This window comes from Herbaspirillum sp. CAH-3, from assembly GCF_009668275.1.
In the GTDB taxonomy this organism is placed as follows: domain Bacteria; phylum Pseudomonadota; class Gammaproteobacteria; order Burkholderiales; family Burkholderiaceae_D; genus Herbaspirillum; species Herbaspirillum aquaticum.
The window spans coordinates 200,306-216,025 of sequence record NZ_VSWE01000003.1; the positions used below are offsets into that span (position 1 = coordinate 200,306).

Below are 15,720 nucleotides of genomic sequence, written 5' to 3' on the forward strand. Positions count from 1 at the left end.
ATTGGTATTTTATATTTACTGGTTGGTATGCATGGGCGGAACTGCATCGCCGGCGCTTCTCAGCGCGTCCATTTGCGCTCGTAGTCCATCTCCGCAAAATGCTGTACCAGGAAATCGACGAAGACCCGCACCTTGGCGGGCAGGTGCTTGCGGCCCTGGTAGGCGATGTTGATGGTCAGGCGCGGCAAGTCCCATTCATCCAGCACCGGTACCAGGCGGCCTGCCACCACGTCGTCATAGATGATGTAGTTGGGCTGGATCAGGATGCCCAGGCCCTCCAGCGCAGCGGCGCGGATGATCTGGCCATCGTTGGATTGCATCAGGGCGGCGATGTCGAGCTGTTGCTCGCGGCCATCGCGATGGGTGAAGCGCAACTGGTTGGGATTGTTGGAATGGCTGTAGACCAGCAGGTCATGGGTGGCCAGTTCTTCCAGCGAACGCGGCACGCCGCGCGCGGCCAGGTAGCCGGGCGAGGCCGCCAGGATGCGGCGGGTGGCGGCCAGCCGGCGTACGGCGATGTTGGAATCGGGCTCGAACTCGCGGGTACGGATGGCCACGTCGATGCCGCTGTCGAGCAGGTCGACGTAGCGATTGGCCGAGACCACGTCCAGCGTGATGTCCGGATAGAGGCGATGAAAGCGCGGCAGCAGCGGGCTGATGTGCTTCATGCAGAAAGACAGCGAGGACGTCACCCGGAGCAGCCCGCCGGGGGCGACGCTGTTGGCATTGACCAGGGCTTCGGCCTCCTTCATCTGCGTCAAGGCCGCCTTGCACTGGCGATAGAAGGCCTCGCCGGTCTGGCTCAGCCCCAGGCGGCGCGTACTGCGTTCCACCAGGCGCGCGCCCAGGCGTTCTTCCAGCGCGGCCAGGCTGCGGCTGGCGGCGGCGTTGGACATGCCCAGCACCTCGGCCGCGCGCGAGAGGCTGCCCAGCTCGGCGACCTGCACGAAGAGTTCGAATTGATTCCAGCGGTCCATGGGGCGGGCTTCCTGGCGAGGTGGACGGTCTGAAGTGGAAAACAGTTTTCCACTTTCGTCATATATCTGCGAAAAGATAAGACCTATATTACCGCTCAGCGGAAAAATCAGTCCAATCACAACAGCGACGAGGAGACCATGCTCAATCTCAATGAAGACACCATCACCCAAGCCGTGCTGGCGCGCCATGCCGGCATGCCCGACGAACGACTGCGCCAGATCATGACCAGCCTGGTGCAGCACCTGCACGCCTTCGCCCGCGAGGTGAAACTGACCGAGGAGGAGTGGTTCGAGGGGATCCGCTTCCTGACCGAGACCGGCCAGCTCTGCTCGGACAAGCGCCAGGAATTCATCCTCCTCTCCGACACCCTGGGTCTGTCGACCCTGGTGATGGCGCAGCAGAACCACAAGCCGGCCGGCTGCACCGAAGCCACCGTGTTCGGTCCCTTTCATGTGGAGAACTCGCCGGTCTATCCCCTGGGCGCGGATATTTCCAACGGCGCCAAGGGTCAGCCGTGCTTCGTCAGCGGCACCGTGCGCGGGCTGGATGGCCAGCCCATCGCCCATGCCAAAATGGAAGTGTGGCAAGCCGATGAGGATGGGTTCTACGACGTCCAGTATCCTGACCTGGACCAGCTGCAGGCGCGCGGCACGCTGCACACCGATGCGCAGGGGCGTTACCACTTCCGCAGCATCCTTGCCAATTCCTATCCGATCCCGCATGACGGGCCGGTGGGCAAGATGCTGGAGATCCTGGGCCGTCATCCGTGGCGGCCGGCGCACCTGCATTTCCGCATCCAGGCCGAGGGCCATGAAACGCTGATCACCCATGTCTTCCGCCGGGGCGACGAATACCTGGAGTCCGATGCCGTCTTCGGCGTACGCTCCACGCTCATTGCCGACTGGCCGCGCCACGAGGCCGGACCGGCGCCCGATGGCAGCCTGTGCGACCAGCCGTTCTACACATTGGACTATGATTTCATCCTCAATCCCCAGCGCACCTGACCCTGCCATGACCTTGCCCACGCATCGCTTCACCTATACCAGCGCTGCCGCCCGTGTGATCTTCGGGGCCGGCAGCTTGCAGCACCTCGTGCGCGAAACCGAGCTGCTGGGCGCGCGCCGCGCCCTCGTGCTATGCACACCCGGCCAGCGCGCCGAGGCCGAGCGCGTTGCGGCCCTGATCGGGGATCGTTGTGCCGGCGTGTTTGACCAGGCTGTCATGCACGTGCCCATCGAGACCGCGCGCCATGCCCGCGAAGTTGCACGCGAACTCGGTGCGGATTGCGCCATCGCCATCGGTGGCGGCTCCACCATGGGATTGGGCAAGGCCATCGCGCTGGAGTCCGAGCTGCCCATCCTGGCCATCCCGACCACCTATGCCGGCAGCGAGATGACGCCCATCTACGGCATCACCGAAGCCGGCCTCAAGAAGACCGGACGCGCAGCCCGCGTGCTGCCGCGCACGGTGATCTACGATCCCGAGCTGAGCGTGGGCTTGCCGTTGAAGCTGTCGGTGACCAGCGGCATCAATGCCATGGCCCATGCGGCCGAAGGCCTCTATGCACCGGACGCCAATCCCATCATGTCGCTGCTGGCAGAAGAGGGATTGCGTGCGTTGGCCGCGGGGTTGCCGCTGCTGGTCGTGCGCAGCGAGGACATCGCTGCCCGCAGCCAATGCCTGTATGGCGCCTGGCTGTGCGGCACGGTGCTGGGCAATGTCGGCATGTCGCTGCATCACAAGCTGTGCCACACCCTGGGCGGCAGCTACAACCTGCCGCATGCCGAAACACATACCGTGATCCTGCCGCACGCGCTGGCCTACAACGCGCCAGCTGCACCTGACGCCATGCAGCGCATCGCGCGGGCTTTAGGGGCCGACGATGCCGCGCAGGGCGTGCATGCATTGGCTGCCGGGCTGCAGGCCCCGCTGTCCTTGCGCGAGCTGGGCATGCCTTATGACGAGCTGGATCGCTGCACCGACATCGCCCTGCAGAATGCCTATGCCAATCCGCGCCCGCTGGAGCGGACGGCGCTGCGGGCCTTGCTGGAGAACGCCTGGCAGGGGCGTGCGCCCGGGTGACGTATAGTGTGGCGGTGCAAGCGTTACGTAGACGACGTTCAAACCATCAGGAGACCGCCATGCCACGAACCACCCGCAGGCCGATGCTGCATCCGGCCTTGTTGAGTCCTTTCCTCATCGCATTGCTGGCCGCTTGCAGCAGCGCACCCGATAAGCCTGCCAATGACCAGCCGGCGGGCACGCCACAAAGCTGCAGCCAGTTGCGCGAGATGACGCTCCCGGCTGCGGCCATCGGCTTGCCCACAGGCGGCGCGCGCGTGACTGCGACCGACACGGTGGCCGCCAGCGGCGAGGGGGCCAAGGCCATCGGTGCTTACTGCAAGGTGAACGGCGAGATCAGCCCGGTCGATCCCGCTGCACCGGCGATCCGTTTCCAGGTGGACCTGCCGGCGCAATGGAATGGCAAGGCGTTGATGTTCGGTGGTGGCGGCTATGACGGCACCATTCCGGATGTCGCCGCCAACGTCCCTGCCGGTGCGGCCACGCAGCCCGGTCCTCTGGGGCGCGGCTATGCCACCTTCGCCAGCGATTCCGGCCACCAGGCCAATGCCACCACGTCGCGCGATGGTTCGTTTGGCAGCAATGACGAAGCCTTGCGCAATTTCGCGGGCGATGCCTTGAAGAAGACGCGCGATGCGGGGCTGGCGATTGTCACCGCGCATTATGGGAAGCGCCCGGCGCGCGTGTATTTCGCCGGCGGCTCCACGGGCGGACGCGAAGCCCTGGCCATGGCCAGCCGGTGGCCCTCTGATGTGGATGGCGTGATTGCCCTGTATCCGGCCTGGAATGCCGTCGCGCTGAACCTGCAGTTCGGCCGCATGACGCAGGCCATGGCGCAGCCGGGAGCCTATCCCGATGCGGCCAAGCGCAAGCTCCTGTTCGATGCCGCCATGGCGGCGTGCGACCGCCTCGACGGCGTGGCCGATGGCGTTATCAGCAACGTCGATGCCTGCAACGCGCGTTTCGATCCGGCCACGGCGTCGGTGAACGGCAAGCCCTTGCGTTGCGAGGGCGGAGCAGAAGGCGGTGACGGCTGCTTGTCGGACGCGCAGATTGCCACCTTCAAGGTCTTCAGCACGCCGCTGGAGTTGCCTTATCCACTGGCCAGCGGCGAGACGCGCTATCCGGGTTTCAACACCTGGGGCACGGATTGGGGCACGGGTACGGGCAGCCCTTTCCAGGCCATCATCCAGACATTGGGACTGGGCACCGAGCAGCCCGCCAATCCGATGCCGGGCGTGAGCACCAAGGGCAGTCCGCCGTATCACAGCACCTTCTGGGACCAGTGGGTGCGCTACTTCGTTACGCGCGATGTGAACTTCAATCCGCTGGCGCTGGATCCGCTGCGGCCCGGTCAATACCAGGCGCGGGTGGTGGCATTGAACGGCTTGCAGGATGTGAACCAGACGGATCTCTCGGCCTTCCGCAACAAGGGCGGCAAGATCCTGATCGCGCATGGTACGGCCGATGCGCTGGTCAGCACGCAGGCTACGCGGCAGTATCTGGGGCGCTTGCAGAAAGCGATGGGACAAGAGCAGCTTGAAGGCTTCGTGCGCTACTACGAAATCCCCGGCTATGGGCATGTGTTCGGTACGGCTTTCAATGCGTCCTGGGATTCCCTGACGGCGCTGGAGCAATGGGTGGAGCAGGGGAAGGCACCGGTGGATCAGATCGTGGTGGATACCACCGTGGTACCGGGCCGCAGCCGGCCGTTGTGCCGGTATCCGGCTTGGCCGCAGTATCGCGGGAGCGGGTCGGTCAATGAGGCGGGGAGTTTCGTTTGTGTGGTGCGGTGATCAAGACGAGGCCTGACAGATCGTACGCCGGACGAGAGGCACGCCTTCGTACATCGGTTCAGGCAATCGCCAGCATCTGCTCCCTGCGTGCCGTGATCTTGCGAATCTTGCGCTCCAGCGTATCTGCGTTGAAGGGCTTGACGATATAGCCGTCCGCTCCACACTCTGCAGCATGGAGGATGTTGTCCTTATGGGTCTCAGCAGTAACCATGATCACCGGGAGATGCGCCAGGTCAGGGTTGCTGCGGATCTTCTTGAGCAGCCCGATCCCATCCAGGAGCGGCATGTTCCAATCGGTCAAAACGAAGTTGATGGAACTGGCCCCAGATTCCAGGATCTTCCACGCCGTGCTGCCGTCATCTGCCTCCGTTTGGCGAGAATAGCCAATGTCTTTGAGCAGTGCGCTGACAATGCGACGCATCGGAGCGAAATCATCAACGATCAGGAAGTGGAGGTCTGCGGTGGCCATATGCCGTCCTTTCTTGCGAGTCTCGCGGTGGGGTCGCATGGAACTGCGACCATGCGATGAAGATTAGCAAGTGGGCCTGTTGTGAAAAATCATACGTTGGTATCAGACCTCTTTTTTTGTGACATGCCGGATTGCAATCGGCAACGCGCAATTGTCCTGATCAAACCGCGCAAGTGATTGCATGCGCGCGCCCAAAGCAACTGCTGTTGCCACGATGGGAAATCCTGAAAAACAGGAACCATTCAAACCAAAGCCCTGCTTGGTTCATACCTTGGTGTTACAGAAAAGTCCAAGTCTGTCGGTGATAATCTGGCGCTTGAAGTGCATCAACATCTCGACTGTGCTTTTAATGCGTATGCCGTCAATGAATGCGCACTCAGCAATCGGGGCGGTCACTGGATTGAGAAGTCACGCGTTCGCTTGGAGGGGTAATGGATTCGCACGCATTGGCAAGATGGGCTGCAACGACGTCGGCAACGTTGGTGCTGATCAAGATCGTGGAGCGGTGGCGAGCGCTACGCCAGATCGATGCTAGCGTGGCCTTGTCCTCGACATCAAAGCTGGGAAACAAAGTGTATCTGCACAATGTGACTGATCGTCCGATCATCATTACGCATTGGAGGATCTACATGGCATCGGGTCTGCGACACCAGCGCGACGTTAAAGAGATTGACCGAGCCGAATCGGGGGCGCACCGCATAACGATTGCGCCTCTTTCGTCGCACGTTCTTTTTTTTTCGATGAGAATCATTTCAACGGAAGCGCCGAGTTCCTTGACGGACGGCGGCTCTACATCGAAATTTGTATTGCGGGCAAGTGGACCAGAACGTTAAGCCTGCTTCCCTGCAAGGATCCGCTGCTCGATTTCTTCTCCCGCAAATTGCACAGGGGAAGAAAATAGCATGCGCCAGACATGTCTCTGGCCTCTCTTGCCCCGCAGTGAATCGGGATTCCATCAAAATAAAAGAGCGGAGAGTGCGGGCTCATCCTTAGGTATAACTAGACGATCGCTGGACGGCTCTGAGACACTCTCTCCCTGACGCGAATGCTGCTGCAAGCCCTATGCTTGGTACGACTCAACTGGCCAGCGATATTCAGGAAACGGCATGAACCATTTCATCTCATTTTTTTAAAGTTGTTGGATGCAATGATTCCGTAAATTTCGCCAGCGTTCAAATGATGCATGACGCATTGTCAGCGGCCAGGCGAAGGGCGGCAGCATCATGTGCCATCGGCACCCATGTCTCCTGTGTGTTATCCGAAGTATGTCTCCCGCCAGCACTTCCCTCTGGCGTTCACCGCACATGGGGCTATCCCGTGTGCGGATTTTTTTATTCCAATGAGCATCAGGAACCGATGCAATCCCGGAAGTCTGAACCTGGGGCATTCTGGTCGCGCTGGCAAAGATATTGCAACTCACCACCGCAGCATGGGGATGAGGTGATGAGGATTATTTTTCCATCACGCCGGGATGCGAGGATAGCTGTTCTGTCAGCAATTCGATGAAGGCCTTGACCTTTACCGAGCCACGCCGGTTAGCTGGATAGATGACGTAGATCCCTACGTCCATCGGGCCAGGATTTGCTTCGTAATTGTCCAACATGGAAACCAGTCGTCCGGCACGCAAATCTTCTCCAACCAGCCATCGAGCCAGCATAGCCACGCCTCTTCCGGAGATGGCCGCCTGACGGATCATCTCCGCGTTGTTTGCGAAAAAATTTCCTTGGACGTCAACCTCTTCTATATCTGCACTGTCATCCTCGTGGTGGCGGAAGCGCCATCCCCTGCGCGGCCCATCGTAACTGAACTGCAAGCAGCTGTGCGCCAGCAGGTCAGAGGGCCGCTCTGCCGGGCTGTGCGTGCGCAGATAATCGGGACTGGCACAGATGACCCGGGCATGCGCGGCCAGCCTGCGAGCGATCATATTGGGCTGGTCGCCCAGCACGCCGATTCGTACCGCTACATCGATAGACTCGTCAATCATGTTGCTCATCCCGTCGCTCAACTGTAAATCAAGTTGCAGATGAGGATAGCGACGATGTAGCTCGCGGCAGATGGGTGCCAGATAGAGCGTACTGAAGGTCACCGGAGCCGTGACTTTCAAAACGCCATGTGGCTCCTGCTCCAGATTGGCAGCTTGCGCATCAGCGCTCTCCAGCTGCTGCAGAACAGCGACCACCCGTTCATAGAATTCGCGGCCACCTTCGGTGAGCGTAACGCTGCGTGTGCTTCGGTGGAGCAGCTTTACACCGAGCCTTTCTTCCAATGCATCCACCAGCCTCAACACGGAAGAGGGAGCGAGGTCCATCTGGCGGGCGGCAGCGGAAAAACCCGCGGTGTCGGCCACTGCCACGAATGCTTGCATTTCGGAAAATTTGTTCATGAGCACCTTTGCGTTCTACGCAAGAGCCTTCGTCAATTTCCAGATATTATCAGCGCCGAGCTGGAAAGTTAGAGTGTGCGCTCATTACACCCAAAGGGGGCTCACCATGAACGCATTACTCCGGCCAGTCAACATTGGCTCACTTTGCCTGTCCAACCGAATCGCCATGGCACCAGTCACACGCGCCCGTGTCGGTTCCGATGGCGTGCCTACGGCGCTGACCGCGCAATACTACCGGCAGCGTGCTTCGGCCGGACTCATCATCACCGAAGCGACCAATGTGTCCCCGATGTCGTCCGCCTTTGAGAATGCGCCAGGTCTCTACCATTCAGACCAGGCGGCCGGCTGGCGTGAGGTCGCCAGCGCTGTCCATGAGGCGGGAGGAAAGCTCTTTGTTCAGTTGTGGCATAGCGGTCGTGTGAGCTCCTACTCCCTGCTTGACGGAGCTGCACCTCTCTCACCCTCCGGGATCAACGAAGACCTCGGTCTTTTGCAGGTCTATGGCGCTCTGCGCAATGGTTACTACACGCGTATCGCAGCTTCCCCATCACGCGCCATGGACGTCCAGGAGATCTACCAGGCGATAGAAGAATTTCGTACCGCCGCACGCAACGCGGTATTGGCCGGGATCGACGGTGTGGAGATCCATGCGGCAAATGGATATCTTCCACAGCAGTTCCTCTCTTCCCATGTCAATCGGAGGGGAGATGAATTCGGCGGCAGCCTGGAGAACCGGGCACGCTTCCTCCGGTTGGTCATCGAAGCTGTACTGGAAGAATTATCAGCACAGCAGATTGGTGTGCGCCTCTCTCCCTTCGCCCTGTATAACAATGCCATTGATGGTGACACGCATCGCACGTACACCTATGTGGCGCAGATGCTCAATGAATATGGGGTCGGCTATGTGCATGCTGCAGATACCAATGCATGGGGCGGAATCAAGGACATGCCGCAGATTCTGGACATTGTGCGTCCGAATTTCCACGGCATGCTCGTTGCAAATGGCGGCTTGACTTTCGAAGACGCCGAAAAATTGATTGCTTCGGGAAGAGCAGACGTCGTGGCTTTCGGTCGCCAGTACATCGCCAATCCGGATCTTGTGATGCGTGTTGCGCAGGGAGGTCCGTTCAACGAACCCGATCCATCTACGTTCTATGGCGGGGACCATGTCGGCTACACCGATTACCCCAGCCTGAGCTGACTGTACGCAGGGCCATCACGAGTGGCATTCCTGCGCAGGCATCCCGCATCGTCTTCTCAACTCTTGCCGGAGCGTGGCCTTATGAATCGCAACCCCAGATTGCGCCTACCCAACTTGTCTATCACCCCTCGTCAAGTCCATGGCACTCAGTTTGATCAGCGAGGACAGTTCAGCTCCTTACCCCGCACTTTGCGAATGCGGCGCTTGCTCAAGAAGGAAGCGCGCAATATGCGTATCGGGCGATCGTTGCTGATGCAGCGCGGGCCTGTCAATCCTCCCGATGCGATGCATGACGGACGCAGTGAGACGTTGGCATGTCTGCAGCGCGCTCTGGACAACGCGGGGCAGGGAATACCCCATCTGGCTCTGGCCCATGTAGAGGATTGTCGGGACTACCTGCGAGCTCTGATCCCGACACTGCAAAAAGTGGAGCTTCGAGATACCAGCCAGAGCATCGAATCCCTCAACATGATTCTTGCCCAGGCACTGCACGACGCAGGCACTCTTATCGAGGCGAGTCTCTCCGCTGAATGGAAGTTGTTGGACCGCTACCGGAATTATGCGGAGCACATTTTCAATTACACCCCCAATGGATTGCTGGTCATGGATGACCAGTTCCGCATCCGGACTATCAATCCTGTGATGCGTCGGATTCTCGACCTGTCTCCGGATGAATCTGTGGACGGTTTGGCGTTATCGACGCTATTGAAGGTACCTGCTCTGCATGCCGCTGCCAAGGAGGTGCTTGCCAGCGGCGTACCGCACCAGGGGATCAATATGATGGATGAGGACGGGCGCAGATATTGTGAGCAATACCAGCTCGGCCTTTCGCGCTTCAATGATCGTGACGAGTCGCTACTGCTGCTGGTGGCGCATGATATTGCGCGTGTACTGGAAGCTAAAGCTGCGCTGTCAGACAGCGAAGAGCGTTTCAGGCTCTCTTTTCATCAGGCTGCGGTCGGACTGGTGCATTTTGACGCCAGCGGGCGCATTTTGCGCAGTAACCGAAAACTTCAACAAGTACTGGGTTACGACGCAGCCGAGATGCAGGCCTTGTATTTATGCGATTTGGCCGACCCGGAGGAAGAGTGTGATTACGACCAGATGACGCAACGTATCCTCAACGGAGAGATCCAGGACTACGTGAGCGAGAAACGCTATGTCCGCAAGGATGGCGAGTCGATCTGGGGACAGGTGACGGTCTCATCAATGCGCGAGAGTAGCGGTGAGATTCATTTCATCGCAGCTATCGAGGATATAACCGAACGCAAGGCGACGGAATACCGCATGCGTCATCTGGCCAGTCATGACCACCTGACCGGGCTGCCCAATCGCAGCCTCATGATGGACCGGCTGGCCATGGCGATTGAGCAGTCGCGGCAGGCGTACCCATCCAGGCAAACGTTGGCGGTCCTGTTTGTCGACCTGGATCGCTTCAAGAACATCAACGACAGTCTCGGCCACGATGTGGGTGACCAGGTGATCATCGAAATCGGACGACGCTTGCTGGCATGTGTTCGTCCTGGTGATACCGTGGCGCGTCTCGGTGGCGATGAGTTCGTCGTGGTTCTGGTCAATGCTGGTCAGCAGCACCATATTGCTCTCGTTGCCGACCGCATACTCAAGGCCATCTGCGCCCCCATGCTGCTCAACGGCCACGAACTGTTCCTCGGTGGAAGTATCGGTATCAGCCTGTATGACCGGGATGGTACCGATAGCGCCACCTTGCTCAAGAATGCCGACACCGCGATGTACCAGGCGAAGCAAAGCGGGAAAGGGCGCTATACCTTCTACGTCAACGAAATGAGCAAGGACGCCCTTCAGTTCCTGCGTATGGATGCCGCGTTGCGACGCGCGATGGAGCGTAAAGAGTTTCACCTGGTGTATCAGCCACAAGTGAGTATTGCTGACGGCCGCATTATCGGTTTTGAGGCCCTGTTGCGCTGGCAACCTCCGGGCGAGGCGGTGATTCCGCCGGACCAATTCATCGGTTTGGCCGAAGAGACCGGATTGATCGTCCAGATCGGAGAATGGGTGCTTCAGACCGCATGCCATCAACTGGTGGCATGGCAACGCGCTGGCCTTTGTCCGGACGACATAAAGATGTCGGTCAATCTCTCTGCCACCCAGTTTCGCCAGGCCGATATGGTGGATACGGTGCGCCGGGTGCTTTCTGCAAGCAAGTGCCCAGCACGTTGCCTGGTTTTGGAGATCACCGAGAGTGTGATCATGGATTCGCCAGAGTCAACTGTAGAGATTCTCAATGCACTGAGTTCGTTCGGCCTCCAGCTGGCAATAGATGACTTTGGCACTGGCTATTCAAGCCTGAGTTACCTGAAACGCTTTCCGATACATACGCTGAAAATCGATCGAAGCTTCATTCGTGATATCTCGATCGATGGCAACGATGCAGAGATCGTCAAGGCAGTCATCGCGTTGGCGCATGCAATGAATCGCAACATTGTTGCTGAAGGCGTTGAGGATAGCGTGCAGCTTGATTTTCTCCGTCATCACGGATGCGACCAGGCGCAGGGTTTCTATTTTGGCCAAGGCATCGTTCATGAAGAGGCAGCAGCAGTCCTATCTCGTCAGCAGCTGCTTTTCCCCGCTATCCGTGCTGCGTGACAGGCGGGAACTATCATCTCATCTCAAAAAAAGGAAATCGTATGGTCAGGCTAAGCTTTCAGAAAAAACTCTGGCTTCCTTTGCTTGCCAGCCTTTGCTGCCTGTGTGCCGTGTCTTTGCTTCACATCATGGAGGCGCGGCAGCAGCGTTACGAAGAGCGGCAAACAGATTTGACCAATCTGGATAGAGCCGCCTTGAAGATCGTTGAGGGCTTTGCTGATGAAGCCGCAAAAGGCAATCTCAGTACTGAAGAGGCGCAGCGGCAGGCCAAGGCCGTACTCAAGAATATTCGCTATGGAAAAGACGGTTACATCGCAATTCTCGGAATGAATGCGACAGCGATCCAAAATCCAGGCCGGCCCGAGAACGATGGCAAGGACATGAGCGGTTTCAAGGACCCAGCGGGCTTCCCCGTGTTCTTGGAAATTGCCCGGTTAGCCGCTTCTCCTGAAGGAGAAGGGTTCATGCGGTATCTTTGGCTGCGTCCCGGGACAGATTTGCCCTCGGCCAAACTGGCGCGCATCGTCAGCTACAAGCCTTGGGGTTGGGCGCTGGTGGCGGGAGTATACGTGGATGACATCGAGGAGGCTTTCTACGCTTCGCTGGCGAGGAGTGCAGGGGGGCTTGCGCTTGTGAGTCTGTTGCTCTCGATGATTGTCGCGCTGGTCAATCGCAGTCTGATCCGCACCTTGGGCGGCAGTCCCGAATATGCCGTGTCGGTCGCGATGCGAATTGCTGAGCAAGATCTGAGTCAGCCAGTAAAGTTGCGCAAGGGGGACAGCAGCAGCCTGATCGCATCGATGGCCGTGATGCAGGACCGGCTGGCGCGGATGATTGCCTCTATCCGAGGCAGTGCCGAGGCCATTGCGGCCGCCTCAACGCAGATTGCCAGCGGGAACCTGGATTTGTCGGCCCGCACTGAAAGTCAGGCAGGTTCCCTTGAGGAAACAGCTGCTTCCATGGAGCAGCTGACCCAGACGGTAGCTTCCAACACCCAGCATGCGCTTGACGCCAACCAGTTGGCATTATCGACTTCAGATCTCGCACGACGAGGCGGGATGGCCATGCAGAAGGTGAGCCAGACGATGGAAATGATCAGCGCTAGCGCCGGACGGATTGAAGCCATCATTTCTTCCATCGATGGTATCGCGTTCCAGACAAATATCCTTGCGCTAAATGCTGCGGTAGAGGCAGCCCGTGCCGGCGAACAAGGCCGGGGCTTCGCGGTGGTTGCATCGGAAGTGCGTGTGTTGGCGCAACGAAGCGCCGCAGCTGCCAAGGAAATCAAGGGGCTCATCGACGCCTCTTCAGCCAGCATCGCTATGGGAGCCAGTATCGTGAAGGAAGCCGACGGCACAATCAGCGATGTCGTGCACAGCGTGAGCGAAGTGGTTTCGATGATTGCGGCCATTTCCGCTTCTTCGACTGAACAGCGCACTGGTATTGGTCACATCAACGTAGCGATCTCGGAGATGGATAGCGTTACCCAGCAGAATGCTGCGCTGGTGGAAGAGGCTGCAGCCTCTGCCGCCAGTCTGCGAGATCTGGCTGCGGTATTGTCCCAACTGGTCAGCCAATTTCAGCTCGGTGCGAGGGATCTCGTTGATCCCACAATATCGCTACGGCCGGTAGAAGCATCCTCTCCATCAAACGGGACTCCCCCCGTATTTGTTCCACCGCGACATCTGAAGCTGGTGCGCGCATAGAAGGCGGGGCTACGAAAGTACCGGAAGCGTTCTGGAAAGATGCTGTTCCAACACAGCAATGAAGGCTTGTACTTTGAGAGCAGCTTCGCGATTGGGGGGATATACCGCATACAAACCAACGTCCATGGGGCCGGGATTGGCTTCGTAGTCTGGAAGGATCCTCATCAGCCGGCCTGCAAGGACATCTTCCATGACTAGCCAGACGGGTAATAGTGCTACGCCATAACCACCCAGACAGGCCTGGCGTAGCATCTCGGAATTGTTGACCGTCAATGAGCCACGTACGTCAACAGCCTGAACAGATCCATCCGGGTTGCCCAAGGGACGGAATCGCCATTGGTGCGCTTGGCCGCCATAGGAAAAGATGAGGCAATCATGCCTGGCAAGATCGGCTGGTGCCAAGGGTGTGCCAAATTCATCGAAGTAGTCGGGGCTGCCGCAGATGATCCTCTCGTGCCTGGCAAGCCAGCGTGTAGTCAGGCCGGGGTGCGGGACGGGCTTGCCGATCCGAATGGCAACGTCCACCGAGTCTTCTGCCAGGTCGCTGATTCCGTCATTGAGGTCGAGATGTACTTTGAGCTTGGGATACGTCTGCTGCAATTCACAAAGGGCCGGGCCCAGATAAATGGTGCTGAAGGTTACCGGTGCAGAGATCGTCAGTCGTCCCTGCGGTACGCCTTCTTGTGAGGCGAAATTCTCCGCCTCTTCGATCTGTTCCAGAATGAGCAGTACGCTGTCGTAATAAAAACGTCCGCTGTCAGTCAGTGTCACGGTACGGGTGGATCGATTGAGCAGTCTGACGCCGACACGTCTTTCCAACGCATCGACAAGACGTACCACTGATGAGGGCGCGATGCCGAGATTGCGGGCGGCTGCGGAAAAGCCGCCAGTACTGGCAACAACTGAAAATGCCTTGAGCTCAGAAAACCTGTCCATGCCGCGTCATATCCTTTGAAACCAGCATCAATGATCAGTGAGGGGCAGACGCTCCTCCAGCAGGAGGCACCCCGTCCGCTGGAAGGCATTGTACCGGTGTAATGTGAAAGGAAAAGACTTGCTCCGGCAGCGGCAGCAGCATGCGGTGTGCGGTTGATGTACTTTCTGGCCAGACGCGTAGTGTGTTCTGGCTGTGCAGGTTGGGAGCGTTGCGTCAACGTCCCGATATGGTCAGGACCGTAGCAAATAAGGCGACGAAGATACCGTTTGTTTTGTCTAGGCCTGGTGGAACATCAGCAACTTCCCGGTCCTCATTCCCTGCATTAGCAATTGTTTTCCGAACGAAACCTGGCGCGGCTCCCAACTTGCCAGCGCGGCATCAATATCGGTTGTGTTGGCCTGCAAGGCATCAGCCAGGCTTAAGGCATTGGCGGCGGCTTTCAAGGTGCTTGCCGCTGTATGCGGGCGTGGAATCGAAGCGGCATCGCCAAGGATCAACACTCGTCCGTTCACCATCTTGTCGACAGCCAAATCGCGCACGGCCTGTACAAATGGTGCATCAGTTGCGCGGACAATCTCTTGAAATTGGGGCGGCAAGAGCGACCCTGCTTCTTTATGCAAGTAGTCTCGCCAGCGCGCGGCAAGTCGACCTTCCGGAACCGAATAAGCGCGCTGTCGTCCGTCACGGTCCAGCATCACCTGTTCAAGCAGGGTGGCACTGGCGACTCGGTACCAGACCCAGTTGTAGAGACGTTCTTCGGGCCATATGCTGTTGCCGGCCCCAGGTACCAGATAACCCAGGATGTGTGATCCCACATTGTTCGCGAATCCGAAATTGCCGTGTAATTCGGAGCGCATCGAATTTGTCATTGCTGATTCTGGCAGGAGGCCGCGCCAAGCCAAATAGCCGGCATAACCGGGTAGCTGCGATGGCCAGATTTGCGAACGGACCTGTGAGTTTCCGCCGTCTGCGCCGACTAACAGGTCGCCACTGGCTTCACTGCCGTCCTCAAAGTAGGCCGTCACATGGCGCAGTCCATCGTCCTGTTCCACGTGGGTGAGGGTTTTATCCTGGTGGTAATGCTTCATGTCGAAAGCCGACTTGAGAGCACCGTATATCAGGGGCCAGGAGGTCTGGATTTGCGGTGCATATCGTCTTGATCGGATGTTCCCGCCCCTATCGAGCACCACGCGGTCCATCGAAGGGACACCCCAGGTCTTTCGATGCTTGTTGATCCCGATGCGCCTGAAGACCTCCAGTACCTCAGGCTGCAGGACGATACCACCGCCGCGGCTGTCGAAATCACCTGTAGAACGCTCATATATATCAACTTTCCAGCCTATCTGACGCAACAGTGTGCCGACGAATAGTCCGCTTAGCGAGCCGCCAATGATGATGGCTCGAGGTTGGTGTCCCGAGGATTCCGGGTTGACAGGAGAGTGGTGGGCCATGATGAGTCGCCATTATTTTGCTGACCTCAATATGCCGCAGATGTGCTGAAGAGAGAACCTCGTCAGGGCAGAAAAGGCTTTTGCTCGGGTTG

The 15,720-nt window shown here is 58.7% G+C and carries 12 protein-coding genes; 7 read left to right on the forward strand and 5 right to left on the reverse strand.

Going from position 1 to position 15,720, the window contains the following annotated elements:
* Nucleotides 1–59: 59 nt before the first annotated feature.
* Nucleotides 60–977, reverse strand: a complete 918-nt coding sequence (locus FYB76_RS05295; RefSeq protein WP_088755604.1) for a LysR family transcriptional regulator — start codon at nt 975–977, stop codon at nt 60–62.
* Between the two features lie 138 nt (nt 978–1,115).
* On the opposite strand from FYB76_RS05295, the gene FYB76_RS05300 reads away from it, so the two are divergent.
* The 3 genes from FYB76_RS05300 to FYB76_RS05310 are packed head-to-tail and all read left to right on the forward strand — an operon-like array spanning nt 1,116 to nt 4,856.
* Nucleotides 1,116–1,982, forward strand: coding sequence for an intradiol ring-cleavage dioxygenase (locus FYB76_RS05300; protein WP_154132909.1), 867 nt, complete (start codon nt 1,116–1,118; stop codon nt 1,980–1,982).
* A 7-nt stretch (nt 1,983–1,989) separates the two neighbouring features.
* Entirely contained in the window at nt 1,990–3,060 is a 1,071-nt protein-coding gene (locus tag FYB76_RS05305; RefSeq protein WP_154132910.1) for a maleylacetate reductase, read from the forward strand.
* Between the two features lie 59 nt (nt 3,061–3,119).
* Complete coding sequence (locus tag FYB76_RS05310; RefSeq protein ID WP_229296885.1) at nt 3,120–4,856, forward strand: tannase/feruloyl esterase family alpha/beta hydrolase; 1,737 nt, start codon at nt 3,120–3,122, stop codon at nt 4,854–4,856.
* Between the two features lie 58 nt (nt 4,857–4,914).
* Here FYB76_RS05310 and FYB76_RS05315 read toward each other — a convergent pair whose 3' ends face one another.
* The gene (locus FYB76_RS05315) at nt 4,915–5,325 is read right to left on the reverse strand and encodes a response regulator (protein ID WP_088755600.1); all 411 of its coding nucleotides are present in this window, start codon (nt 5,323–5,325) and stop codon (nt 4,915–4,917) included.
* A 431-nt stretch (nt 5,326–5,756) separates the two neighbouring features.
* Between FYB76_RS05315 and FYB76_RS05320 the strand changes: the two genes are divergently transcribed.
* Nucleotides 5,757–6,158, forward strand: coding sequence for a hypothetical protein (locus tag FYB76_RS05320; protein ID WP_154132911.1), 402 nt, complete (start codon nt 5,757–5,759; stop codon nt 6,156–6,158).
* A 617-nt stretch (nt 6,159–6,775) separates the two neighbouring features.
* Here the strand turns inward: FYB76_RS05320 and FYB76_RS05325 are convergent.
* Nucleotides 6,776–7,708, reverse strand: a complete 933-nt coding sequence (locus tag FYB76_RS05325; protein WP_088755598.1) for a LysR family transcriptional regulator — start codon at nt 7,706–7,708, stop codon at nt 6,776–6,778.
* Nucleotides 7,709–7,814: 106 nt separating this feature from the next.
* Here FYB76_RS05325 and FYB76_RS05330 point away from each other — a divergent pair, with 106 nt between their 5' ends.
* The 3 genes from FYB76_RS05330 (at nt 7,815) to FYB76_RS05340 (ending at nt 13,240) form a co-directional block, all read left to right on the forward strand.
* A complete protein-coding gene (locus tag FYB76_RS05330) occupies nt 7,815–8,909 on the forward strand; it encodes an alkene reductase (RefSeq protein WP_154132912.1) in 1,095 nt (364 codons plus the stop codon).
* Nucleotides 8,910–9,113: 204 nt separating this feature from the next.
* Nucleotides 9,114–11,534 (forward strand): bifunctional diguanylate cyclase/phosphodiesterase, encoded by a 2,421-nt coding sequence (locus FYB76_RS05335; RefSeq protein ID WP_195724574.1) that lies wholly within the window; start codon nt 9,114–9,116, stop codon nt 11,532–11,534.
* A gap of 41 nt (nt 11,535–11,575) precedes the next feature.
* Nucleotides 11,576–13,240 carry a methyl-accepting chemotaxis protein gene (locus FYB76_RS05340; protein WP_154132914.1) on the forward strand — a complete coding sequence of 555 codons (1,665 nt, stop codon included), beginning with the start codon at nt 11,576–11,578 and terminating at the stop codon, nt 13,238–13,240.
* Nucleotides 13,241–13,249: 9 nt separating this feature from the next.
* Here FYB76_RS05340 and FYB76_RS05345 read toward each other — a convergent pair whose 3' ends face one another.
* Nucleotides 13,250–14,176, reverse strand: a complete 927-nt coding sequence (locus tag FYB76_RS05345; protein WP_154132915.1) for a LysR family transcriptional regulator — start codon at nt 14,174–14,176, stop codon at nt 13,250–13,252.
* A 276-nt stretch (nt 14,177–14,452) separates the two neighbouring features.
* Nucleotides 14,453–15,628 (reverse strand): FAD binding domain-containing protein, encoded by a 1,176-nt coding sequence (locus FYB76_RS05350; protein WP_154132916.1) that lies wholly within the window; start codon nt 15,626–15,628, stop codon nt 14,453–14,455.
* Between the last annotated feature and the right edge of the window lie 92 nt (nt 15,629–15,720).